The sequence below is a fragment of the Streptomyces sp. NPDC005955 genome (assembly GCF_042871255.1).
In the GTDB taxonomy this organism is placed as follows: Bacteria; Actinomycetota; Actinomycetes; order Streptomycetales; family Streptomycetaceae; genus Streptomyces.
Genome location: NZ_JBIAIF010000014.1, coordinates 206,798 through 227,481 on the forward strand (window position 1 = coordinate 206,798; position 20,684 = coordinate 227,481).

General features: G+C 72.3%; 22 protein-coding genes. 10 read left to right on the top strand and 12 right to left on the bottom strand.

The window, feature by feature from the left end:
• Window positions 1-21 precede the first annotated feature (21 nt).
• The 4 genes from ACFYOU_RS28160 to ACFYOU_RS28175 all read right to left on the bottom strand — a co-directional run bounded on the left by ACFYOU_RS28160 (window position 22) and on the right by ACFYOU_RS28175 (window position 4,826).
• Window positions 22-1,068 (bottom strand): BadF/BadG/BcrA/BcrD ATPase family protein, encoded by a 1,047-nt coding sequence (locus ACFYOU_RS28160; protein ID WP_391309420.1) that lies wholly within the window; start codon window positions 1,066-1,068, stop codon window positions 22-24.
• A complete protein-coding gene (locus ACFYOU_RS28165) occupies window positions 1,065-1,742 on the bottom strand; it encodes a uracil-DNA glycosylase (RefSeq protein WP_389773698.1) in 678 nt (225 codons plus the stop codon). The genes ACFYOU_RS28160 and ACFYOU_RS28165 overlap by 4 nt, the downstream gene beginning before the upstream one ends.
• Window positions 1,743-2,746: 1,004 nt before the next feature.
• Window positions 2,747-3,691, bottom strand: coding sequence for a homocysteine S-methyltransferase (gene mmuM, locus ACFYOU_RS28170; RefSeq protein WP_391309424.1), 945 nt, complete (start codon window positions 3,689-3,691; stop codon window positions 2,747-2,749).
• A gap of 55 nt (window positions 3,692-3,746) precedes the next feature.
• Window positions 3,747-4,826, bottom strand: a complete 1,080-nt coding sequence (locus ACFYOU_RS28175) for a tRNA-dihydrouridine synthase (protein ID WP_391309426.1) — start codon at window positions 4,824-4,826, stop codon at window positions 3,747-3,749.
• A gap of 186 nt (window positions 4,827-5,012) precedes the next feature.
• Between ACFYOU_RS28175 and ACFYOU_RS28180 the strand changes: the two genes are divergently transcribed.
• Window positions 5,013-5,363 carry an ArsR family transcriptional regulator gene (locus tag ACFYOU_RS28180; protein ID WP_391309427.1) on the top strand — a complete coding sequence of 117 codons (351 nt, stop codon included), beginning with the start codon at window positions 5,013-5,015 and terminating at the stop codon, window positions 5,361-5,363.
• A 146-nt stretch (window positions 5,364-5,509) separates the two neighbouring features.
• Here the strand turns inward: ACFYOU_RS28180 and ACFYOU_RS28185 are convergent, their stop codons facing one another.
• Entirely contained in the window at window positions 5,510-6,175 is a 666-nt protein-coding gene (locus ACFYOU_RS28185) for a DUF305 domain-containing protein (RefSeq protein WP_391309459.1), read from the bottom strand.
• 302 nt (window positions 6,176-6,477) lie between these two features.
• Here ACFYOU_RS28185 and ACFYOU_RS28190 point away from each other — a divergent pair, with 302 nt between their 5' ends.
• Window positions 6,478-8,007, top strand: coding sequence for an LVIVD repeat-containing protein (locus tag ACFYOU_RS28190; protein ID WP_391309429.1), 1,530 nt, complete (start codon window positions 6,478-6,480; stop codon window positions 8,005-8,007).
• 143 nt (window positions 8,008-8,150) lie between these two features.
• On the opposite strand, the gene ACFYOU_RS28195 is transcribed toward ACFYOU_RS28190, so the two are convergent.
• Window positions 8,151-8,843 carry a TetR family transcriptional regulator gene (locus ACFYOU_RS28195; RefSeq protein WP_391309431.1) on the bottom strand — a complete coding sequence of 231 codons (693 nt, stop codon included), beginning with the start codon at window positions 8,841-8,843 and terminating at the stop codon, window positions 8,151-8,153.
• 224 nt (window positions 8,844-9,067) lie between these two features.
• Here ACFYOU_RS28195 and ACFYOU_RS28200 point away from each other — a divergent pair, with 224 nt between their 5' ends.
• Window positions 9,068-9,310, top strand: a complete 243-nt coding sequence (locus ACFYOU_RS28200; protein WP_389773712.1) for a DUF2630 family protein — start codon at window positions 9,068-9,070, stop codon at window positions 9,308-9,310.
• Between the two features lie 19 nt (window positions 9,311-9,329).
• Here the strand turns inward: ACFYOU_RS28200 and ACFYOU_RS28205 are convergent, their stop codons facing one another.
• The 5 genes from ACFYOU_RS28205 to ACFYOU_RS28225 all read right to left on the bottom strand — a co-directional run bounded on the left by ACFYOU_RS28205 (window position 9,330) and on the right by ACFYOU_RS28225 (window position 13,680).
• The gene (locus tag ACFYOU_RS28205) at window positions 9,330-10,055 is read right to left on the bottom strand and encodes a phosphatase PAP2 family protein (RefSeq protein ID WP_391309434.1); all 726 of its coding nucleotides are present in this window, start codon (window positions 10,053-10,055) and stop codon (window positions 9,330-9,332) included.
• 161 nt (window positions 10,056-10,216) lie between these two features.
• Window positions 10,217-11,152, bottom strand: a complete 936-nt coding sequence (locus ACFYOU_RS28210; RefSeq protein ID WP_389773716.1) for a M56 family metallopeptidase — start codon at window positions 11,150-11,152, stop codon at window positions 10,217-10,219.
• Between the two features lie 138 nt (window positions 11,153-11,290).
• Entirely contained in the window at window positions 11,291-11,860 is a 570-nt protein-coding gene (locus tag ACFYOU_RS28215; protein ID WP_391309437.1) for a DUF5134 domain-containing protein, read from the bottom strand.
• A 266-nt stretch (window positions 11,861-12,126) separates the two neighbouring features.
• Complete coding sequence (locus ACFYOU_RS28220; protein WP_385496392.1) at window positions 12,127-12,714, bottom strand: WhiB family transcriptional regulator; 588 nt, start codon at window positions 12,712-12,714, stop codon at window positions 12,127-12,129.
• A gap of 282 nt (window positions 12,715-12,996) precedes the next feature.
• On the bottom strand, window positions 12,997-13,680 hold the full coding sequence (locus ACFYOU_RS28225) for a glycerophosphodiester phosphodiesterase family protein (RefSeq protein WP_391309438.1): 684 nt from the start codon (window positions 13,678-13,680) through the stop codon (window positions 12,997-12,999).
• A gap of 297 nt (window positions 13,681-13,977) precedes the next feature.
• Here ACFYOU_RS28225 and ACFYOU_RS28230 point away from each other — a divergent pair, with 297 nt between their 5' ends.
• From ACFYOU_RS28230 to ACFYOU_RS28250, 5 genes are all read left to right on the top strand, one after another.
• Entirely contained in the window at window positions 13,978-15,405 is a 1,428-nt protein-coding gene (locus ACFYOU_RS28230; RefSeq protein WP_391309439.1) for a DUF6421 family protein, read from the top strand.
• A gap of 29 nt (window positions 15,406-15,434) precedes the next feature.
• Window positions 15,435-16,184: an SDR family NAD(P)-dependent oxidoreductase gene (locus ACFYOU_RS28235; protein WP_391309461.1), complete on the top strand. Its 750-nt coding sequence runs from the start codon at window positions 15,435-15,437 to the stop codon at window positions 16,182-16,184.
• Window positions 16,181-17,251: a threonine aldolase family protein gene (locus tag ACFYOU_RS28240; RefSeq protein ID WP_389773726.1), complete on the top strand. Its 1,071-nt coding sequence runs from the start codon at window positions 16,181-16,183 to the stop codon at window positions 17,249-17,251. The genes ACFYOU_RS28235 and ACFYOU_RS28240 overlap by 4 nt, the downstream gene beginning before the upstream one ends.
• Before the next feature lie 117 nt (window positions 17,252-17,368).
• Window positions 17,369-17,968 (top strand): transglutaminase domain-containing protein, encoded by a 600-nt coding sequence (locus ACFYOU_RS28245; RefSeq protein WP_391309441.1) that lies wholly within the window; start codon window positions 17,369-17,371, stop codon window positions 17,966-17,968.
• 46 nt (window positions 17,969-18,014) lie between these two features.
• Entirely contained in the window at window positions 18,015-18,713 is a 699-nt protein-coding gene (locus ACFYOU_RS28250; protein ID WP_391309443.1) for a phenylalanine--tRNA ligase beta subunit-related protein, read from the top strand.
• A 67-nt stretch (window positions 18,714-18,780) separates the two neighbouring features.
• Here the strand turns inward: ACFYOU_RS28250 and ACFYOU_RS28255 are convergent, their stop codons facing one another.
• Complete coding sequence (locus ACFYOU_RS28255) at window positions 18,781-19,509, bottom strand: 1-acyl-sn-glycerol-3-phosphate acyltransferase (protein ID WP_391309444.1); 729 nt, start codon at window positions 19,507-19,509, stop codon at window positions 18,781-18,783.
• A gap of 365 nt (window positions 19,510-19,874) precedes the next feature.
• On the opposite strand from ACFYOU_RS28255, the gene ACFYOU_RS28260 reads away from it, so the two are divergent.
• Entirely contained in the window at window positions 19,875-20,210 is a 336-nt protein-coding gene (locus tag ACFYOU_RS28260) for a thioredoxin domain-containing protein (RefSeq protein WP_391309463.1), read from the top strand.
• Between the two features lie 212 nt (window positions 20,211-20,422).
• A partial coding sequence (locus ACFYOU_RS28265; RefSeq protein WP_391309446.1) for an electron transfer flavoprotein subunit beta/FixA family protein occupies window positions 20,423-20,684 on the top strand: 262 nt, incomplete at its 3' end.

Here is a 20,684-nt window from a genome sequence, read left to right on the forward strand (position 1 = left end):
GGGGCGGGTGAGCGGTATCTGTCATATTTTGTCTGATTCATCAGATTTACCGGACGAATGAGCCCGGAACACCCGTTCTTCATCGTCCGCTTCGGTGTGCAGGGACGACAACATGCGCCCGTCGATCGGCAGTCCGGGACCGTCGGTCAGGAGCCCGGTCGCGATCCGCACCGAACCGAGCAGGGGGTCCCCCTCGGCCTCGGTCCTGCGCGCGCCGGGCAACTGTCGGGCCAACTCCTCCGCGAGCGGATCGAGCAGGGGCGCGCCCATCTTGAACACCCCGCCGGTGAACGCCACCTCGCACTGCGCGGACCGCGGCGCGACCGCCGCCGCGGCCTCCACGATGTGCGCGGCGGCCCGCCGCAGGACGTCCTGCGCCACGGGGTCGGCGACCTCCTCGGCCGCGCAGGCGGCGACCTCGGGTGCGAAGGAGGCGAGGACGGCGGGTCGGTCGCTGCGCGGGTACAACAGCCCGGGCAGGTCCGGAGCGGGTCCGAACACGGCCTCGGCGCGCGCGAGCAGCGCGGCCGAGCCGCCCCGCCGCCCGTCGTGCGCGCGCATCGCGGCGTCGAGTCCCGCCCGGCCGATCCAGGCCCCGCCGCCGCAGTCGCCCAGCAGATGGCCCCAGCCGTCGGCGCGCCGCCAGGAGACGAGGTCCGTTCCGGTGGCGATCATGCCGGTGCCGCCCGCGACGACCGCGCCGGGGCGGAACCCGAGGGCCCCCACGTAGGCGGTGACGGCATCGGCGGCCAGCGCCAGCCGGCGCACGCCCCACTCCCGGGCGAGTGCGCCCGGCAGTTCGGCGCGCAGCCGGTCGCCGAGGGTCGCCATGCCGGCGGCCCCGACGGCTGCCGCCGGCACCTCGGTGACCTGGGCGTCGGCCAGCAGCGCGCGGGCCATCGGGACCAGTTGTTCCAGGAAGTGTTCGGCGTCGATCCCCTGCGGCCCGGTCCGCACCGGTCGGGCCGAGCGGAGCGGCGCGGAGCGGGGGCGTCCGTCCACGGCCAGCACCGCGCGCAGCCCGGAGCCCCCGGAGTCGACGGCGAGGACGACGGGGCCGGCCGTCACGGCAGCCGCCAGTCGACGGGCTGCGCGCCCTGCTGAACCAGGAGGTCGTTGGTGCGGCTGAACGGTCGGGAGCCGAAGAAGCCGTTGTCCGCGGACATCGGCGAGGGGTGGACGGACTCGACGGCGGGGAGGTTGCCCAGGAGGGGGCGGACGTTGCGGGCGTCCCGGCCCCAGAGGACGGAGACCAGGGGCCGCCCGCGGGCGGCCAGTGCACGGATGGCCTGCTCGGTGACCGCCTCCCAGCCCTTGCCCCGGTGCGCTCCCGGCTTGCGGGGAGCGGTGGTCAGGGACTTGTTGAGCAGGAGGACCCCCTGGCGGGTCCAGGGGGTCAGATCACCGTTGGAGGGCGGGGGGACCCCCAGGTCGCTGGTGAGCTCCCGGTAGATGTTGATCAGGCTGCCGGGCAGCGGGCGCACCTCGGGCGCCACCGCGAACGACAGCCCCACGGCGTGCCCCGGCGTCGGGTAGGGGTCCTGACCCACGATCAGGACCCGCACCTCGTCGAAGGGCTGTTGGAAGGCACGCAGCACGTGCGCTCCGGCGGGCAGGTAGGTGCGGCCCGCGGCGATCTCCGCGCGCAGGAAGTCGCCCATCCTGGCGACCTGGTCGGCGACGGGTTCCAGGGCCTTGGCCCAACCCGCTTCGACGATCTCGTGCAAAGGTCGTGCTGCCACGCGGACGTGCCCCCAAGGATGCTCAGGTGTGCGGTGAGACCCACGCGGAGCGGTGGGCGCCCGCGCGGCTCGAAGAGTACCGCCGTGTCATGCGGTTCCTTGCCCCGGGACGGCCACGCGATTCCCCTGGCGTGACGCCCCCGAGGGCCCGGCAGATGCACTCCACACGCTTGCAGTACGGGCATACGGGGACCACGGTGGTCTCCTTCCATGACAGGGGATGTCGGTTCCTTATCCCTCCCTTAGAGAAACGGGTACGAGCGTGTGCAGGTTTCGAAAGGGAATGAAGACTCCATGATGTTTTTCGTCACGGTGATTTTCGGCCGCGTGGCTGAAATGGCCCTCTGTTGCACCGTGTTATGGGGTGACTGCGGCGTGCACACACGGGGCGCCCGAGGGATGCGGGGCGGGGCGGACCCGGACCTCTCCGCCGTTCGGCGGGGCATATAATTCGCCGTTGCGATCGTTGGGGGACCCGCTCGTGGGGGGTCCCCCGGTCGATGCGCGGGGCCTCCCGGAGGGCCGTGCCGCAGGGGACTTCGCGCGCCGGTGACCGCCCGCCCGCCGCCCCGTCCGGTCCGCGGAACGCAGGACGGCGCCGGTCAGCGGGCGGTCGACCCGCAGCGGAGCCTGGTGGACGCCCCCGCGCTCGCCCCGAACGACCCGCTCCCGCCGTCCCTGCGGTGCCGCGGGTCGACGGCGCCCCCGACCGGCGCCCGTGCGGGAGCGCTCCCGCACCGTCGCGGGGGTACACGTTCCGGCGGCCGCGCAGCAGGGGAGCCGGACCGGGGGCCGGACGGTCCGGTGCACCCCCGTGGGCGCCCCCGCGGGGGTCCGGGTCCACATCGGGCCGGAGCACCGCCGGCCCGCCCGCGTTCGACGGGGTCCGGCTCGCCCCGCCGTCCAGTGCGCCCGGCACCTCCGCCGTAGGGCCGGCCGGCCGCCACGGGACGCGCGCACCCCGGACGGGGGCCGCGACCGTGGCCGGCCCCCGTCCGGCGGGGTCACCGCGACCGTGCGGCCACCCGCTCCGCGACCCCGGCCAGTGCGCGCGGTCCCACCCGACAACAGCCGCCCACCAGCCGTGCGCCCGACGCCAGCCAGCCGTCCACCGCTGTGGCGGCGAACCGGTCGGGGCCCACCCAGGCGCGCCGCGCGGCGTCCCAGCGCTCACCGCTGTTGGGGTACACGACCACGGGCTTGCCGGTGATCCGCGCCGCCAGCGCCACCGCGGCGTCCGCGGCGGCCGGGGTGCAACAGTTCACGCCCACCGCACACACCTCCGCCGCCCCGGCCGCCACCGCGAATGCCTCGGCGAGCGGCTGTCCCGCCCGGGTGCGGTCCCCGCTGATGCTGAACGACAACCAGGCCGGCACCCCGAGCCCGCGCACCGCACGGAGCAGGGCCCGGGCCTCGTCCACGTCGGGCACCGTCTCCAGGGCGAACGCGTCGGGCCCCGCGGAGGCGAGGACCTCCAGCCGGGGCCGGTGGAACCGTTCCAGTTCCGCCACCGTCAGGCCGTACCGACCCCGGTACTCCGAGCCGTCCGCCAGCATCGCCCCGTACGGACCCACCGAGGCGGCCACCCAGCGCGGGCGCCCGCCCGGTGCCGTCCGGGCCGCCTCCCGCGCCAGGGTCACGCTCGCCCGCAGCAACTCCGCGGCCCGCGCGCGATCCGTGCCGTGCCGGGCGAACCCCTCGAAGGTCGCCTGGTAGCTCGCCGTGGTGGCGATGTCCGCACCCGCCTCGTAGTACGCCCGGTGCGCCGCGACGACCGCCTCCGGACGGTCCGCGAGCAACCGCGCCGACCACAGGTCGCCGTCGACGCGCTCGCCCTGCGCCTCCAACTGGTTCGACAGCCCGCCGTCCAGCACCAGCGGACCCCGGGTCAGGGCGGTGACCAGGGAGGGGCGCGGGAACCGGGCCGACCCGGTGGCGGTGGTGTGCACACCACCGAAGCTAGCCCGTCCCCGCCCCGCAGGGTCCCCCGCCCCGTCCGCGGGATCAGGCCGCGCGCAGGTACGGGTCCGGCACCGTGATCCGCGTGCCGAGTTCCCGGGCCGCGTGCTGGGCCCACGAGGGGTTGCGCAGCAGTTCCCGGCCGAGGAGGACGGCATCGGCCTCGCCGCTCGCCACGATCCGCTCCGCCTGCTCCGCCCCGGTGATCAGACCCACCGCCGCCACCGGCAACCCCGTCTCGGCGCGGACCCGGGCCGCGAACGGGACCTGGTAGCCGGGGCCGGTCGGGATGCGCACTCCGGACGCCGTGCCGCCCGAGGAGACGTCCAGCAGGTCCACCCCGTGCTCCTGGAGCAGGGCGGCGAAACGGACCGTGTCGTCCACGGTCCAACCGTCGCTCTCCAGCCAGTCGGTCGCGGAGATCCGGAAGAACAGCGGCAACTCGTCGGGCCAGACCGCGCGGACGGCGTCGACCACCTCCAGCGCGAAGCGGCTCCGGTTCGTGAACGACCCGCCGTACGCATCGGTGCGCCGGTTGGCGTGCGGTGAGAGGAACTCGCCGATCAGATAGCCGTGCGCCCCGTGGATCTCGGCCACCTTGAACCCGGCCGCCAGGGCCCGCCGTGCCGCGCCTGCGAACTGCTCGACGATCTCGGCGATCTCCTGGGTCGTGAGCTCCCGAGGGGCGGGGTGCTCGGGGCTGAAGGGCAGGGGGCTCGGTCCGACGGTCTGCCAGCCGTGCGCCTCGGGGCCGACCGGACCGCCACCGCGCCAGGGGACGTCCGTCGAGGCCTTGCGGCCCGCATGGGCGAGTTGCACGCACGGGACGGTGCCCTGCTCGGTGAGGAAGTCGACGATCCTGCGGAACGCCTCCGTCTGGGTGTCGTTCCACAGACCCACGTCGGCGATCGAGATCCGTCCCTCGGGGCTGACCGCGGTCGCCTCGGTGAGGATCAGTCCGGTGCCGCCGGCGGCGCGTGCCGCGTAGTGCGCGAAGTGCCAGTCGGTGGGGACCCCGGCCTGCGGTCCGACGGGCGCGGCGGAGTACTGGCACATCGGGGCCATCCAGGCCCGGTGGGGGATGGTCAGCGACCGCAGGGTGAGGGGTTCGAACAGGGCGCTCATGGCGGTTTCCCTTCAGGGGGCCGGGCGGCGGACGCTCCGTGGCGCGGCCCGCGGATGTGGTGAACCGGGGCCGGCGAACGGGGCGTTGGGTAGTACGATAGCCCTCGTAGTACGGCAACTGTCAAACTACGATGAGTGTCGAACCAAGCCGTACACTGGACCCACCGAACAGACCCGGGAGCCGCCGTGACCGCCACCACCAGCAGTCGTGAACTGGCGCACCCGCGCCGCGAAGAGATCACCCTGGAAGCCGTGCTGCACGCCCTCGCCGATCCGATGCGGCTGCGCGTCGTACGGGAACTCGCCGAATCCGGCGATGAGTTCCCCTGTTCACACTTCCCGCTGCCGGTCAGCAAGTCGACGACCACGCACCACTTCCGGGTGCTGCGCGAGGCGGGCGTCATCCAACAGCACTACCGCGGCACCGCGAAGTACAGCAGGCTGCGGGAGGGCGACCTCGACGCGCTCTTCCCCGGCCTGGTCCTCAGCGTGCTCGCCGCCGCGGCGGCCGAGGAGGCGCGTCGGGTCACCCCCTGAGCAGCGACCCGACAGGGCCCAGGCGGAGCCCGGCCCGGGTGAGGCTCCGGTGGGCCCTTCGTCGGCTCGGCATCAGTGGGCGTGCCCCGCGACCGGGCGTCGACCGGACCACGGCACCCGGGTGCTCCGGTCGCGGGGCGGCCGCGTCACAGCAGCCCGCGCATCCGTCCGATCTCCGCCGTCTGCTGGGCGATCACGTCGTTGGCCATCTCCTCCACGAGGACGTTGTTGCCCTCCGAGAGCGCGTCGGCGGCCATCGTCACGGCCCCTTCGTGGTGCGTGATCATCAGAGCGAGGAACAGTTCGTCGAACGCCCCGCCCCGGGCGGCCCGCAACTTCGCCAACTGGGCCTCGGTGGCCATGCCCGGCATGGACGCGTGGGCGTGGCCGCTGCCGGCGCTGTGCTTCGGTCCGCCGTTGCTCTCCCACCAGCCCTCCATGGCGCCGATCTCGGGCTTCTGTGAGGCGGCTATCCGGGCGGCGAGCCGCTTGACCTTTCCCGACCCGGCGCGCGCCGGGACGAGTTCGGTCATCACCAGGGCCTGGGCGTGGTGCTTGATCATCATCTGGACGTAGTCGAAGTCCGCGGAGTTGGGCGAATCGTCACCGAGCCGCTTCTTCGCCTCCCCCGCCGAGAGGGTGGCCGCCCCCTCGCCCGGTTTCCCCGGGGCGATCACCGAGGGCCCCGCCGCCTTCTGCGGGGCCGCCCCGCCGGACCCTTCCGCATCGCAACCCGCGAGGGTCAGCAGCAGGGCCGCACAGAGCAGTGCGACACCCGAACGGCCTTGCTGGCGGCGGGGGTTGCGGCGGATTGCGGCCGGCGTCCGACGTGCTTCGTCCTGGCTGCTGCGACTGCGGTACAAGGCATCCTCCTGCGAAGCGGGGGGAGTTGACGGCGGGGTGGAGGGGGTGTCGGCGGCCCCTGTGGGGTCGCCGTCGGGCGGAGGGGACGGGTTGGGTGTGCCGTCTACCGTCTTAGCACCCTTCCGCGGGCGGTGATCGAAAGCCTTTGTGACGATTGCGTTGCCCCCCTATTGATATGAGCATGATGAAGACGATACTGCGGGTGTTCCTGAACCGTTCCACACCGTGAACGGCGAAGAGGGAGGACGCAGTGACCCTGTCGAACGATCCCCGAACGCGGCGCAGACGCCTGGGAGTCGCCGCCGCAGTGGTGGGGCTGCTCGCCACGCTGGTCACCGCCGCACCCGCGGCGGCGATCCCCGACCCCGGCGACGCCCCGTCGACCCCCGAGCGGGTGTCCCAGGAGGACGCCCGGGACACCAGGGAGGCGATAACCGCCGGCGAGATACCCGGCCAGGACGAGATCGTCCACTCCGACAACATCAAGCACCTGGCCAACATCCCGAAGGACGCGCTCCCCGGGACCAACTCGGACCTGGCCTTCCAGGGCAAGTACGCGTTCGCCGGCAACTACGACGGCTTCCGGATCTTCGACATCAGTGATCCGAAGGCACCGAAGACCGTCTCGCAAGTGCTCTGCCCGGGTTCGCAGAACGACATCTCGGTCTCCGGCAACCTGCTGTTCCTGTCGACCGACTCGTCCCGCAGCGACAACTCCTGTGCCAGCACGTCCCAACCCGCGAGCGTCAAGGACTCGTGGGAGGGCGTCAAGGTCTTCGACATCAGTGACAAGCGCAACCCGAAGTACGTCTCCGCCGTGGAGACGGCCTGCGGCTCGCACACCCACACCCTGGTGCCGGACCGGAAGAACGTCTACGTCTACGTCTCGTCGTACTCCCCGAACGCGGCGTTCCCCGACTGCCAGCCCCCGCACGACGGCATCTCGGTCATCAAGGTGCCGAAGAAGGCGCCCCAGCAGGCCGCGGTCGTCAACTTCCCGGTGCTCTTCCCCGGTAGCGGCCCCGACGGGGGCGGCAACCCGGGCGGACCCACCAACCCGGGCGTCTCCAAGACCACCGGGTGCCACGACATCACGGTGCTCCCGTCGAAGGACCTGGCGGCGGGCGCCTGCATGGGCGACGGCATCCTCTTCTCCATCAAGGATCCCGAACGCCCGAAGGTGATCGACGTCGTCCAGGACAACGTGAACTTCGCGTTCTGGCACTCCGCCACCTTCAACCAGGACACCAAGAAGGTCGTCTTCACCGACGAGTTGGGCGGCGGCGGCGCCGCGACCTGCAACGCGGCGATCGGCCCGGACCGCGGCGCCAACGGCATCTACGACATCGTCGGCCGGGGTGACCACCGCGAACTGGTGTTCCGCAGCTACTTCAAGATCCCGCGCCACCAGGCCGACACCGAGAACTGCGTCGCCCACAACGGATCCGTCATCCCGGTGCGGGGCAAGGACCTCATGGTCCAGGGGTGGTACCAGGGCGGCGTCTCGGTCTGGGACTTCACCGACTCCACCGAGCCCAAGGAGATCGCCTACTTCGAGCGCGGCCCGCTGAGCACGACCAGGTTGGTCGCCGGTGGATCGTGGTCGGCGTACTACTACAACGGGTACATCTACTCCAACGACATGGCCAAGGGCTTCGACGTGCTCAAGCTCGACGACCGCCGCACCAACGCCGCGGAACGGGTCAGGTTGCACGAGCTGAACGTCCAGACCCAGCCGGACTACTTCGACCGGGACGACGACGAGTGGGACGACGACTGACCCGCTCCGACTGAACCCCGACCGGGCCGATCGGGCCCGGACGAAGCAGTGGGCTCGCCGGCGACGGAACCCCCAGCTCGCCGGGGTGCCCGACCGCTGGCGGTCTCCCCGCCCCCGCACCGGGGCGGGGAGACCGCCAGCGGTCAGCGGTCTTCTGGGTCCCCCGGCTCGCCGCGACCCGCGCCGAACAGCCCGGAGAAGTCCGCCGGCGGCCCTCCCTGCGGCGCCACCCGTGGTGGCCGCTCGGTCGGCGGCGTCCCCAACTCCCACGCCAGCCCGTACCGACGGAACAACTCCGCCCTCAGCACCTCGGCGGGCATCGGCGCGCCGGGCAGCAGGATCGCGAACACGGACCCCATCAACAACGCCCGCAACAGCGGATAGTCCGTGTCCGGAGCGGGCGACCCGTACCGCTCGACGGTGTCGCGCAGCAACTCCGCGAGCCGCTGCTGCTCAGCGCAGCGGACGAACCCCTCGGCCTGGAGGATGCCCGCCATGTGGGCGCGCATCAACACCGTGCTGTCCCGTGCGAGCCCCAGGACCGCGTCGATGGCGCGCGCCATCCGCTCGTGGCCCTCCTCGGTGCGCGGTTCCCGCTCCAGGGCCTGGGCCAGGGCGGTGTGCATCAGCCGGTGCACCGCCGACTGGAAGAGCTGGCGCTTGCCGGGGAAGTAGTAGGACACCAGGCCCCGGGCGGTGCCCGCCCGGTCCGCGATGTCGGACAGGGTCGTCGCCTCGTACCCCCGCTCGGCGACCAGCTCCACGGTCGCCCGCAACAGCCGCTCACGGCTGCGCCGTCGCAGCTCCTCATTGACCGATGCGCTGCGCGGGGTCATCCTGTACTCCTGCGTTGACTGGCTTCCAGCCAATATACTCAGCGGAGTCGGTGGTGGCCTCGCGGCCCCACCCGGTCCGCTGTCCGCATGGGCGCAGCGGGGGAGCGTCCATGCGGACGGCGGTGCACGAACGCGGCCCGGGCCCGGTGGCCCGGGCCGCGTGCTCTTCTCGCGGGACTCCTCCCCGCTCCCTACAGTGGGGACGGGGCCGAGGAGGCGATGACATGGACCAGCGACAGATCCTGGAGCGGATCACCGCCATGGTCGAGGACGAGCGGCGACTGCGCGACGGGCTCACGGAGGGCCGCGACCGCACCGCGGAACGCGCCCGGCTCGCCGAACTGGAACGGGAACTCGACCAGTGCTGGGACCTGCTCCGTCAGCGGCGGGCCAAGTCCGAGTACGGCGAGAACCCCGACGAGGCCCGGGTGCGGCCGTCCTCCCAGGTCGAGGGCTACCAGTCCTGAGCCGGCGCGGTGCGTCCGGTCACGGACGGCCGCGGAGCGGCCCGGTGCGGTCGGCGTCCGGGAGCCGGCTCGGGCCGCGGAACCGTTCGTAGGACAGGACCGCCACGGAGACGGTCAGACCGCCCAGAAGCCATCCCTCCACCACGTCGGAGGGCCAGTGCACGCCCAGCCAGATGCGGGTGAACCCCACGCCGAGGACGGAGACCGCGGCGACGACCAGCGCCACCCGCCAGAGCGAGAGTCGGACGCCGTACCGGTACAGGGTCCACAGGAGCAGCCCGCACACCACCGTCGCGGTCATCGCGTGTCCGGAGGGGAACGCGGAGTAGTTCGCCGAGTCCACCGGGTCGGGCCAGCGGGGGCGCTCCCGCCCGACGCCGGCCTTGAGCGCCTGTTGGAGCAGCGTTCCCAGGGCGCAGGGAACCGCGAGCCAGGCGGCGAACCATGCGTCGCGGCGCCACAGCAGCCACCCCACGACCACCGCGAGCAAGGCCCGCATGGTCCACGGGTCCCACGCCCAGTCGGTGAGGATGCGGTTGGCGTGGGTGAGACCGGGGTCGGCCACGGCCCAGTCGTGCGTGGTGCGGGCGATCTGCTCGTCCACGTCCAGCAACGGGCTCCAGCGGGCCGCGACCAGGACCAGGAGCAGAGTGGCGAGCCCGCCCAGGACCAGCGCGACGCGTGGGGCGCGTGAGGTCAGGGGGCGGGGTGGGCTCGATGGGGGGAGTGGGGACACCTTGTGCATGGGGGTGATCCTCCCCGACCCCGCGTGCAGCAGGCCAGGAATCCGCAGGGATCCACGGGGCGGTCGGGGTGTTCGGCCGAGGGGTGCCCGCACGGGTGGCCGGATCGGGTCCCGTGCGCCCGTCGCCCCGGGGAGGGATCTCCGGAAGCGGCCGGGACCGGTCAGCGCAGGGCGTGCAGCCCGGGTACGAAGGCCACCAGGACCGGCACCACCGGGACCAGTGCCGCCGCCGCGGTGAGCCGCAGCCGCCTGGCCGGGGTGAGCCGGCGCGGCGGGGTGAGCAGACGGTTCACTCGCTGCGGAACGAGTGCGTGCGGGGTCGGGCACGGTCCGAACACGCCGCGGTCCTCGTTGAGTTCGACCAGGGCCAGGGCGGTGGTGAGCCTTCCGAACCGGCGTGAGGCGACGTCGTCGGCGGCGAGTTCGACCAGTCGGTGCATCTCGTCGCGGAACGCGGCGAAGACCGGGACCTGCGGGAACCCGTTGGCCAGTGCCGAGGACGCGTGCAGCAGCCAGTCGTGGCGGGCCTGTGCATGGCCCTGCTCATGGGCGAGCACCGCATCGAGCTGCCGCCCCTTCAGCCGTCGCAGTGCCGCCGTGGTGATGACGAGTCGGGGCGCCGTCCCGGGCAGCCACCAGGCGTCCGGCCGCTCGCCCTCCAGCACCACCAGTCGGTCGGTGCCCGGTTCCTCGCCCGGCAACAGCGGGGAACGGACCCGCAGTTCGGCGCGGCTGGCACGGCGGGCGGCCCGGGTGCGAACGATCTCCCTGGTCAGCATGGCGGCGGTCCACACGCCGCCGCCGGCCAGCAGCAGCGCCGTCGCCGCGGCCCAGGGTCCGGCGGCTCCCAGTGCGTACGCCTCGACGACACCGCTGGGCGCGGGGGCGAACAACCGCCCGCGGACCGCCTGCCAGGCCGCTGCCGCGCTGAGCGTCATCGACAGCGCGCAGCACAGCAGGACCGCCGCCACCACGCACTGCCAGACCCACAGGGCGACCACGGGTTCCCGTTCGGGCCAGTCGGCCCGTGCCAGGAGCCGCGGCGCGAGGACAGCGGTAAGGGCGCCGAGCAGCAGCAGTGCCACGGATACCGTCATGCCACCAGCCTATTTGCGTGTGGTGACGTGGTGGTACGGATGATCGGCGCAAGTGACGTAGGACACGTTTCGTCCGTGGTGGGGGCGGGCTCGTCGGGGCGAGCCCCGGAGCCGTCCGTGCGCCGTGAGCACGGCCGATCAGACGGCGAGCAGCATGGCGCACATGGCCAACGCCATCGAGAGGCGGCAGGCCCGGGCCAGCTCCGGTCGGTGGGCCGCCCCGGTCGCTTCTGTCGCCCCGGTCGCTCTGTCCGGGCGGGCGGAACCGCCGGGCGGGGGCGCAGCGGGGACGAGCCGGGCGCCCGTCCACAGGACGTACACGGCGAAGTACCCGAGCAGTGCGACGGTCAGCGGGGCGAAGCCCGCGTGCCCGTGCCCGGCCGGAGCCGTCGCCATCACCACCGACATGTAGGCCATCGCGCCCGTGCCCACCAGGTGGTGCAGCTGGTGCACCGAGTCCCGCGCGTACCGCAGGGCGCCCAGTGCCGCCGCGGCGAAGACCACCGTGCACAGTGCCCATGCGGGGCGGGGCACCGCGACCAGCGCCGTGGGCAGGGCCATCACGACGGTCCCGAACCCCATCAGCGCCTCGCCCCCCGCCGTCCGGCGCTGCCGTCCGGTACCGGTGAGCATCCGCGCCAGGCAGTAGCCCCCGCTCAGTGCGCCGAGCGCGATGAGCAGCCAGGCGGCCGGGACCGGTGTGTGCACCGCGCACCTCCCGCTCGACGCCCTGGGGTGATGGCTGCCCGCGGGGAGGCCGACGAACCGGGCGCACAGGCGTGCAGAAGGGCGTGCACACGGGCGTGCGAGGGGGGCCGTGCGGAGCGCGCCGGGCGTGTCCCGCCCACCTCGGCGCACCCATCTTGGCGCGCCCACTGCGGTGCGGAGGCGGTGGGGCGGCCCCGGAAGCCGCCCCACCACCGGCCGCCGGGGCCGTCGCTCCCGCCGCCACGTTCCGACGGCCCCGGCGGGGATCAGGCCACCTGCTGGCTGCCCGGTGCCGGGGCGCCCGGTCGTCCGGCGCGGTCCGGGGTCCCCGAACCGGTGACGCGCGTCGACCGGGGACGCGGGTCGATCCCGGCGGCGCGCAGGAAGTCCGCCGACGACTGGGCCGCCGCCAGGGAGCGCCGGACCCGCGGTCGGGGCACCGCGGTCGCCAGACAGATGCGCTCGATGCGCCAGCCGTGCCAGGCCAACTGCCAGACGACGGAACCCAGGTGCTCCGGCGGCACCACCAGCCGTTCACCGGTCAGCAGCCGTCGCACCAGCGCGTCGTCCGCCCCGTAGAGGGTGCGCAGGGCGCGCCGGAACCTACGGCGTTCCGCGGGGGTGAGACCTCCCCACACCCCGTCGGCCTCGGAGTTGTCGACCGCGTGCCGTAGGCAGTCGACCCGTATCGTGCAGCTTCCGCAGATGTGTTTGGCCTTCTCGATGGACTGTTCCCAACGCTCCGATTCCCCCCGGGGGAAGAAGAGTTCGGGCTCGTGGCCGATGCAGGCGGCACCCAGGAAGGCGGTGTCGAGAACGGGAACGCGGTCGCGTGGCGGCCGGGAGACGGTCATGGTGCGGTGTCCCTTCGGGCGTACGGTCTCCTACCCGGCCTCTGACGGACTCGCTTCCGGGTGTGTGCACGAGCCCGAGGCCGAGTGGCTCGGCGCGCGTCGGGAGCCGGTCCCAGGAGACCCCCGGGGCCGCTTGCGCACCGAGCCTTCGTCCCCAACAACGGATGGCGGGGCGTACCCGTTCACCACGATGGGCGAGGAACTCGTCACGTACCCCGAGGGCTTCACACCACCGCACCGGCGGCTGCTCGGGGCGCACCGGACGCTTCGGGCGCGCCCGGCTCAGTCGGTGCCGGCGGCGGCCCGCTTGATCTCCGGGTAGTCGGTCGTCGCCCCGTCGAGGCCGAGCGCCCGGGCCAGGGCCAGGTGCTCCGGGGTGTTGACGACCCATCCGATGATCCGCAGGTCGGCCTTGCGGGCGCGCTCCACCAGTTCGAGGGTGAGGCGGCGGATGTTCAGGACGAGCGTGCCCGCGCCGACGGCGGTGGCCCGGTCCACCACGTCGAGTCCGTACCGGCTCGCCACCAGCGCGGTGCGCACCCCGGGGACCAGTTGGGAGACCTCCGCCAGCGCCGCGTCGTGGAAGGACAGCACCTCGACCCGTCGGACCAGGTCGCGGGCGTGCATCACGGCGGCGAGGGAACGGGCCGCGGCGACGTCCTTGATCTCCGCCTGGAGCGGGGCGCGCACCGCGTCCAGGACCTCTTCGAAGACGGGGACGCGCTCCCCGCGCCCCGCGTCCAGGGCGCGCAGCTCGGCGAGGGTGTGTCCGGCGATGGGACCGCTGCCGTCGGTGGTCCGGTCCACCTCGGTGTCGTGCATGACGACGAGGGCGCCGTCCTTGCTGAGGTGGAGGTCCAGCTCGATGACGTCGAGACCGGCCTCCTCGGCGGCGACGAAGGACCGGAGGGTGTTCTCGGGCTCGACGCCCATGACGCCGCGGTGACCGATGGTGAGGAGGTGCACGGGTGCTCGCTTCCGTCGACGGCGGACGGTCCCGTGCGGTCCACCGGGCAGCGCCCGGCCGCCGCCGGGGTGCCGCCCTGGGGCTCGGCGCAGCCTATCCGCCACCGCGGGCGGGGCCGGAGCGCGGTTCCCCGGAGGGGCGCCGTCGGCCCTCGACCCTTGAGTGACGGAGTGGAGACAGGAAGAATCACCGTCGTAGTGACTCTGGGCAGGATATTTTCCGGTGCCCCTCTTGCTGTGGAGATCCTTGCCCGCATACGGTGTCCATACGGAAGGTTCTCCCGTGGAGGGTGAGATATGACGGATGTTCTTGTGCAGACGGGTGCGGAGGGGCGGGTTTCTCCGTCGGAGCGGGTGGTCGACCACCCGTCCTGGCCCCTGCTCAAGGCCGCCGTGGAAGAGATCAGGGCCTGGCAGTCGAAGGACGGGTCGATCGACTTCGACGCCGACCGCGCGCCGGACCCGGCCAAAGCCGCCACCGCGGTGGAGCGCGTCGCCGCGGCCGTCGAGGACCTCTCGCCGCTGCTGGAGCACGACGCCGCCTACCACGCCGCCCTCGTCGCCGACCTGCGACGGTGGGCCGCCGACGGCTTCCGGGTGCCCGACTTCCTCGACTCGCTGTTGGCCTTCCAGCCGGCCGCGCGCCGTGAGCACGGCCTCCAGCACCTGGTCGTCTTCCCCATGTACACGCAGAACGGCAATCCGGACCGCAACTTCGAAGCGGTCGTCCTGCGCATGGTGTGGCCCGACTGGCTCGCCGAGCTGGAGCGCACCCGCTACGACAACCCGCTGTTCTGCGGGATCACCTTCGAGGACTTCACCGCCGGGTACGACACCCACTCCGCGGTGCTCTTCCCCGAGACCATAGCCGTGCGCGAGGCCCCCGAGCGGTTCACCTGGGGCGGCATCTTCTGCGACCGCGAGGCCGCCCGCTTCCGTCGGGTCACCAGCGCCTCCGTGGACCTGCTCGGGCTGGAGCTGCCCCCGGACATCGACGCGATGATCGGCGACCAGGCACGCTGCGAGCAGGCGTTCGTCCTGTGGGACATGGTCCACGACCGCACCCACAGCCACGGCGACCTGCCCTTCGACCCGTTCATGATCAAGCAGCGTCAGCCGTTCTGGATGTACGGCCTGGAGGAGCTGCGCTGTGACCTCACGGCCTTCAAGGAGGCCGTCAAGCTGGAGGCCGACGGCTTCCCGCAGGGGCGTGACGTGCAGTTCGCCGTCCTGTTCGACCGGATGTTCCGCTTCCCGGTGACCGGTGAGCGCGTCCGCAACTACGACGGCCTCGGCGGTCAGCTGCTCTTCGCGTACCTCCACCAGCACGACGTGGTGCGCTGGACCGACAACAAGCTGCACATCGACTGGGACCGGGCACCGCAGGTCACCAACCAGCTGTGCGCCGACATCGAGAAGCTGTACCGGGACGGCATCGACCGCCCGAAGCTCGTCCACTGGTTCGCCGGCTACGAACTGGTGTCCACCTATCTCGCTCCGCACCCCGGCTCCCGCTGGGCCAAGGGTCCCGACGCCCTGGACCTCACCCTGCCGCCCCGCAAGCTCGTGGACGACGTGCTTCCGGACGAGTTTCCCCTGAGCATGTTCTATGAGGCGCTTGCCAAGAAGCTCAAGAACGTGATCGCCTCGACCAGGGGCATCACCGCGTCCACCCCGGACACCGGGTCCGCCGACCCCGTCGGCACCCGCGAGGTGGCCGCGTGAACCCGGAGGGCAGCCCGGAGGTGAGCACGATGGACGGCAAGGACGCGCTGGACGGTGCGGTGATCGCGGTGGCCGGAGCGGCGGGCCCGGCGGGACGGGCGACACTGCTGCGCCTCGCCGAGGCCGGAGCCACGGTGGTCGGCGCCGACGCCGACGTGGAACGACTGGCCGAGGCGGTCGACGCGGCGCGCTACGCGCACGGCGGAGCCACCGTCACCGGTGAGACCGTCGACCTCCTCGACCAGCCGGCCACCCACGCCTGGGCCGAGCGGATCGAGCAGGAGTACGGGCGGATCGACGGCCTGGTGCACCTCGTCGGCGGTTGGCGGGGCGGCCGGTCGTTCGCCGAGACGGACCTGGCCGACTGGGACCTGCTGGAGAAGCTCCTCATCCGTACCGTCCAGCACACCTCGCTGGCCTTCGAGGGGCCCCTCAAGCGCAGCGACCGGGGACGTTTCCTGCTCATCAGCGCCGCGGGCGCCAGCAGCCCCACCGCGGGGAACGCCGCCTACGCCGCGGCCAAGGCCGCGGCCGAAGCCTGGACGCTCGCCCTCGGCGACGACTTCCGCAAGGCCGGGGGCGAGGACGGCCCCGCCGCGGCGGCTGCGATCCTGGTGGTCAAGGCACTGGTGCACGACGCGATGCGCGCCGAGCGCCCCAGCGCGAAGTTCGCGGGCTTCACCGACGTCAAGGACCTGGCCGACCGGATCGCCGGGGTCTGGGAGCGGCCCGCCAGCGAAGTGAACGGAACCCGTCTGTGGCTCACCGAGAAGCCGTGAACCCTCCCCGCACCGACGCGAAGCGCCATCACGATCCGGAGGTCCGCGGTTTCGCCAGTGACAACTACGCGGGGGCCCACCCGGAGGTCATGGCGGCGCTCGCCCTCGCGAACGGCGGCCACCAGGTCGCCTACGGCGAGGACGACTACACCGCACACCTCCAGGGAGTCATCCGCAGCCACTTCGGTGCCACCGCCGAGGCGTTCCCGGTCTTCAACGGGACCGGCGCCAACGTCGTCGCGCTCCAGGCGGTCACCGACCGCTGGGGCGCGGTCATCTGCGCGGAGAGCGCACATATCAACGTGGACGAGGGCGGCGCACCGGAGCGGGTCGGCGGGCTCAAGCTGCTCACCGTTCCCACCCCCGACGGCAAGCTCACCCCGGAGCTGATCGACCGTCAGGCATGGGGCTTCGAGGACGAGCACCGGGCGATGCCGCAGGTCGTCTCCCTCACCCAGAACACCGAGCTGGGCACCGTCTACACGCCCGACGAGATCCGGGCGATCTGTGACCACGCCCACGGGTTGGGCCTGGTCGTCCACCTCGACGGCGCCCGGATAGCCAATGCCGCGGCCTCGCTGGACGTGCCGATGCGCACCTTCACCAACGCCGTCGGCATCGACCTGCTGTCCCTCGGCGGCACCAAGAACGGTGCGTTGTTCGGCGAGGCCGTGGTGGTGCTGAACCCCGATGCGGTGCGCCGGATGAAGCACTTGCGCAAGCTGTCCATGCAGCTCGCCTCCAAGATGCGGTTCGTGTCGGTGCAGCTCGAAGCGCTGCTCGCCAAGGACCTGTGGCTGCGCAACGCCCGGCACGCCAACGAGATGGCGCAGCGGCTGGCCGAGGGCGTCCGGTCGGTGCCCGGTGTGGAGATCCTCCACCCGGTCCAGGCCAACGCGGTGTTCGCCCGACTGCCCCACGACGTGAGCGAGCGGCTGCAGCAGCGCTACCGCTTCTACTTCTGGGACGAGACCGCCGGGGACGTGCGGTGGATGTGCTCGTTCGACACCCGTGAGGACGACGTCGACGGGTTCCTGGCGGCGCTCAAGGAGGAGATGGCGCGCTGAGCGCGGTGGGTGGTGCCGGGCACCGTCTCCCGCGCCCCGGTCAGGACGGACGGCCGCGCGCGTCTCTCCCCGAGTTAACGCATTGAAGTGCCATGAGCTGCATACCTATGCTTAGGTATGCAGCTCATTCAGGATTCCCGGGAACTGTCCGCCTATCTCGCGGCCGACGAGGTCGTCGACCACCACCATCCCCGCGTGCGCCAGACGGCCGCCGAGCTGGGGTGTGAGGTCCGTGAACCGCATGACTATGCGAAGGCTGCCTATGTGTACGTGCGCGACCGGATTCCACACTCGGCGGACGCGGGGGACCTACGGGTCACTTGGCGCGCCTCCGACGTGCTGGCCCTGCGGACGGGTATCTGTCACGCCAAGTCGCACGCCCTGGTCGCCCTGCTGCGGGCCGGCGGCGTCCCGGCCGGTTTCTGTTACCAGCGGCTCACCGAGGACGACGGCACGGCCCCGCTCGTCCACGGTCTGGTGGCCCTGAAGCTGCCGGGGTGCGACGGCTGGTTCCGGCAGGACTCCCGCGGCAACACCGGGGACATCGACGCCCAGTTCTCCCTGGAGCGGGAGCAACTGGCCTTCCCCGTCCGTCCGGAGTTCAGCGAGGTGGACTACCCGGTCTTGTATGCTGCACCGCATCCGACGGTGCTGCGCGCCCTCAAGGAGGCGCCGGACCGCCCGGCGCTGTGGCAGACCCTGCCCACCGCCCTGTGAGGCGCACCCACCGTCCCGAACCGACCCACGGCAGGCAAGGCAGACCATGACCATCACGCTCACCGTGTCCGACGAGGTCCACGCCCTCGTGCCGGGCTTCACCCGTGTCGCCGTCGAGGCGCAGGGAATCGTCAACACGCCCAGCACCGAGGCGACCTCGGCCCTGCTGGACGACGCGGCCCGGCGCCTCGCGACCCGGCTCGACGGGCGGGCGCCCCACGAGGACCCCCACATGATCGCCTGGCGTGCGGCGTACACCGCCTTCGGCGCCAAGCCCTCCCGCACCCGCAACTCCGCGGAGGCGCTGGCCAAGCGCGCCCTCTCAGAAGCCGGACTGCCCCGGATCAACGCCCTGGTCGACGTCTACAACGCGATCAGCGTGGCCCATCTCGTGCCCGTCGGAGGGGAGGACGCCGACCGGATCCAGGGTGGCATGCGACTGCTCCGGGCGCGGGGCGACGAGGAGTTCCCGACCGCCGCCGGAGGCGAGCGGGTGATCGAACACCCGGAGCCCGGCGAGGTCGTCTGGTGTGATGACGCCGGCGTCACCTGCCGTCGCTGGAACTGGCGTCAGGGCGCACGCACCCGACTCACCGAGGAGTCCGGCTCCGCCCTGTTCCTGCTGGAGGTCCTGGAGCCGATGGGCGCTGCCGGTGCGGAGGCGGCCGGCGCCGAGCTCGCGGAACTGGTCCAGAAGGTGAGCCCCGGCGCACGGCTCACCGTCCACCCGCCGGTCACCGGCTGACTCGACCGGCTGCCCGCCGGCCCCTCGCCCGGTAGGCGCCGGCGGCGCAGGGCGGTGGTGGCCGGGGTCAGCTGGCTTCCGCCGCCTTGACCGCCTCCGGGGTGGGCGCGGTTCCGCCGAGGTGTGCGGGCATCCACCAGGTGTCGTCCGGACCCTTGGGGCGAACCGGGTAGGCGCGCTGCGCGGCTTCGAGGAGTTCCTGCACCTGGCCGCGCAGCCGGCGCGTGATCGCACCCGCGTACTGGTCGCGCGGGGCCTCCAGCGGCTCGCCCACCCGCATGGTGACGGGGATGTGCTCACGCCGGAAGTTGCGCGGGTGGCCCTTGGTCCACAGCCGCTGCGTCCCCCACAGCGCCATCGGGACCAGCGGCACACCCGCGTCCTGGGCGAGTCGCGCGGCACCGGACTTGAAGCTCTTGAGCGTGAACGACTGCGAGATGGTCGCCTCCGGGAACACCCCGATGATCTCGCCGCTCCGCAGCGACTCCAGTGCGTGCTGGTAGGCGTCCTCGCCCTTCTTGCGGTCCACCGGGATGTGCTTCATCCCGCGCATCAGCGGGCCCCCCACCTTGTGGCGGAACACCGACTCCTTCGCCATGAAGCGCACCAGCCGCTTCTGCGGGAGCGCGGTGAGCCCACTGAAGATAAAGTCCAGGTAGCTGATGTGGTTGCTGACCAGCACCGCCCCTCCGGTACGCGGAATGTTCTCCGAACCCTTGCAGTCGATCTTGAGGTCAAGGGCTTTGAACATCGTCAGGGCCATGCCGATGACGGGGCGGTACACAAGCTCTGCCATGGGACGAGGAAGGCCCTTCTGTCTGCCTGGGAGGAGGGAGATCCCGGCGGGAAGTTACGCAGCCGTAGGTTTTCCGGCCTGCGCAGATCGTGCCCGAAGAACGGTGCGGGGGCCAGTCCTGGCGCCCGCGCAGCGCGAGATCCTCGTCACGTTGCTGAAAGGTACTGTTTCCCGGGATCGGACGACTACGCGGGGGGTTCGGGTTCGGCCGTTCGGGGGGTGCGGACGCCCGACGGACGGAGGGCGGGGAATCCGGCTGACGCAGGGGATGTTTTCGCAGGTGGAGGGCGCGCGAACGGGCGCGGGCCCCATGAGCGGGGCGTGGGACCGCCCGCTTCGCAGGAGGAGGCGCGGGAGTGCGGGACATGGACGGTGCGGCTCCGGAGAGCACTCCGGGAAGCCTCGACGCGGCGCGACTCGGCGCGGCCCTGGGGGAGCGGGCGACGCTGGTCCAGTTCTCCTCCGCCTTCTGTCAGCCCTGCCGCGCCACGCGTCGGGTGCTCGCCCGGGTGGCTGCCATGGTCCCGGGCGTGCGGCACGTCGAGATCGACGCCGAGGAGCACCTCGGGCTGGTCCGGGCCCTGGGCATCGTGCGGACGCCGACCGTGCTCGTCCTCGACTCCGGCGGGGCGGTCATCCGTCGGGCGACCGGTCAGCCCCGCCCGGCCGATGTGATCGCCGCCCTCGCCGAGACGGTCTGACGCTCCGGGGCGGACCGGAGCCACCCCGCGGGTCGGTCCGGCAGGGCATTGCCCACCTCACATTCCAAGCGCTTGCTCAGCCCCTCCTCCAGGTGTCTACTGATGAGTAATATCGTGCTGAGCGCGGCCCTGCCGCGACCGGAAACGGCTGCTTCCGGCACCTATGCTGCGGAAGTCCAGCCGGAAGTGACGACGTGCTAGGAGTGTTCGCTGTGAGCTTGCGGATCGTTGTGTGTGTGAAGTACGTGCCGGATGCTGCGGGTGAGCGGGGGTTCACGAAGGAGGGTGTGGTGGATCGTGAGGGGGTGGATGGGTTGTTGTCGGAGTTGGATGAGTATGCGGTGGAGCAGGCGTTGCGGTTGGGGGAGTCGGTTGGTGATGCTGAGGTGACGGTGGTGACGGTGGGTCCGGATGATGCGCGGGATGCGGTGCGGAAGGCGTTGTCGATGGGGGTGGATCGTGGGGTGCATGTGG

Excerpts from the sequence above, each read along its gene's own strand:
- ACFYOU_RS28255 (WP_391309444.1), bottom strand. The coding sequence starts at position 19,509 with ATGGCAGAGCTTGTGTACCGCCCCGTCATCGGCATGGCCCTGACGATG.
- ACFYOU_RS28250 (WP_391309443.1), top strand. The coding sequence starts at position 18,015 with ATGACCATCACGCTCACCGTGTCCGACGAGGTCCACGCCCTCGTGCCG.
- ACFYOU_RS28200 (WP_389773712.1), top strand. The coding sequence starts at position 9,068 with ATGGACCAGCGACAGATCCTGGAGCGGATCACCGCCATGGTCGAGGAC.
- ACFYOU_RS28220 (WP_385496392.1), bottom strand. The coding sequence starts at position 12,714 with ATGACCGTCTCCCGGCCGCCACGCGACCGCGTTCCCGTTCTCGACACC.
- ACFYOU_RS28260 (WP_391309463.1), top strand. The coding sequence starts at position 19,875 with ATGGACGGTGCGGCTCCGGAGAGCACTCCGGGAAGCCTCGACGCGGCG.
- ACFYOU_RS28195 (WP_391309431.1), bottom strand. The coding sequence starts at position 8,843 with ATGACCCCGCGCAGCGCATCGGTCAATGAGGAGCTGCGACGGCGCAGC.
- ACFYOU_RS28205 (WP_391309434.1), bottom strand. The coding sequence starts at position 10,055 with ATGCACAAGGTGTCCCCACTCCCCCCATCGAGCCCACCCCGCCCCCTG.
- ACFYOU_RS28230 (WP_391309439.1), top strand. The coding sequence starts at position 13,978 with ATGACGGATGTTCTTGTGCAGACGGGTGCGGAGGGGCGGGTTTCTCCG.
- ACFYOU_RS28245 (WP_391309441.1), top strand. The coding sequence starts at position 17,369 with ATGCAGCTCATTCAGGATTCCCGGGAACTGTCCGCCTATCTCGCGGCC.
- ACFYOU_RS28175 (WP_391309426.1), bottom strand. The coding sequence starts at position 4,826 with ATGAGCGCCCTGTTCGAACCCCTCACCCTGCGGTCGCTGACCATCCCC.
- ACFYOU_RS28235 (WP_391309461.1), top strand. The coding sequence starts at position 15,435 with ATGGACGGCAAGGACGCGCTGGACGGTGCGGTGATCGCGGTGGCCGGA.
- ACFYOU_RS28210 (WP_389773716.1), bottom strand. The coding sequence starts at position 11,152 with ATGACGGTATCCGTGGCACTGCTGCTGCTCGGCGCCCTTACCGCTGTC.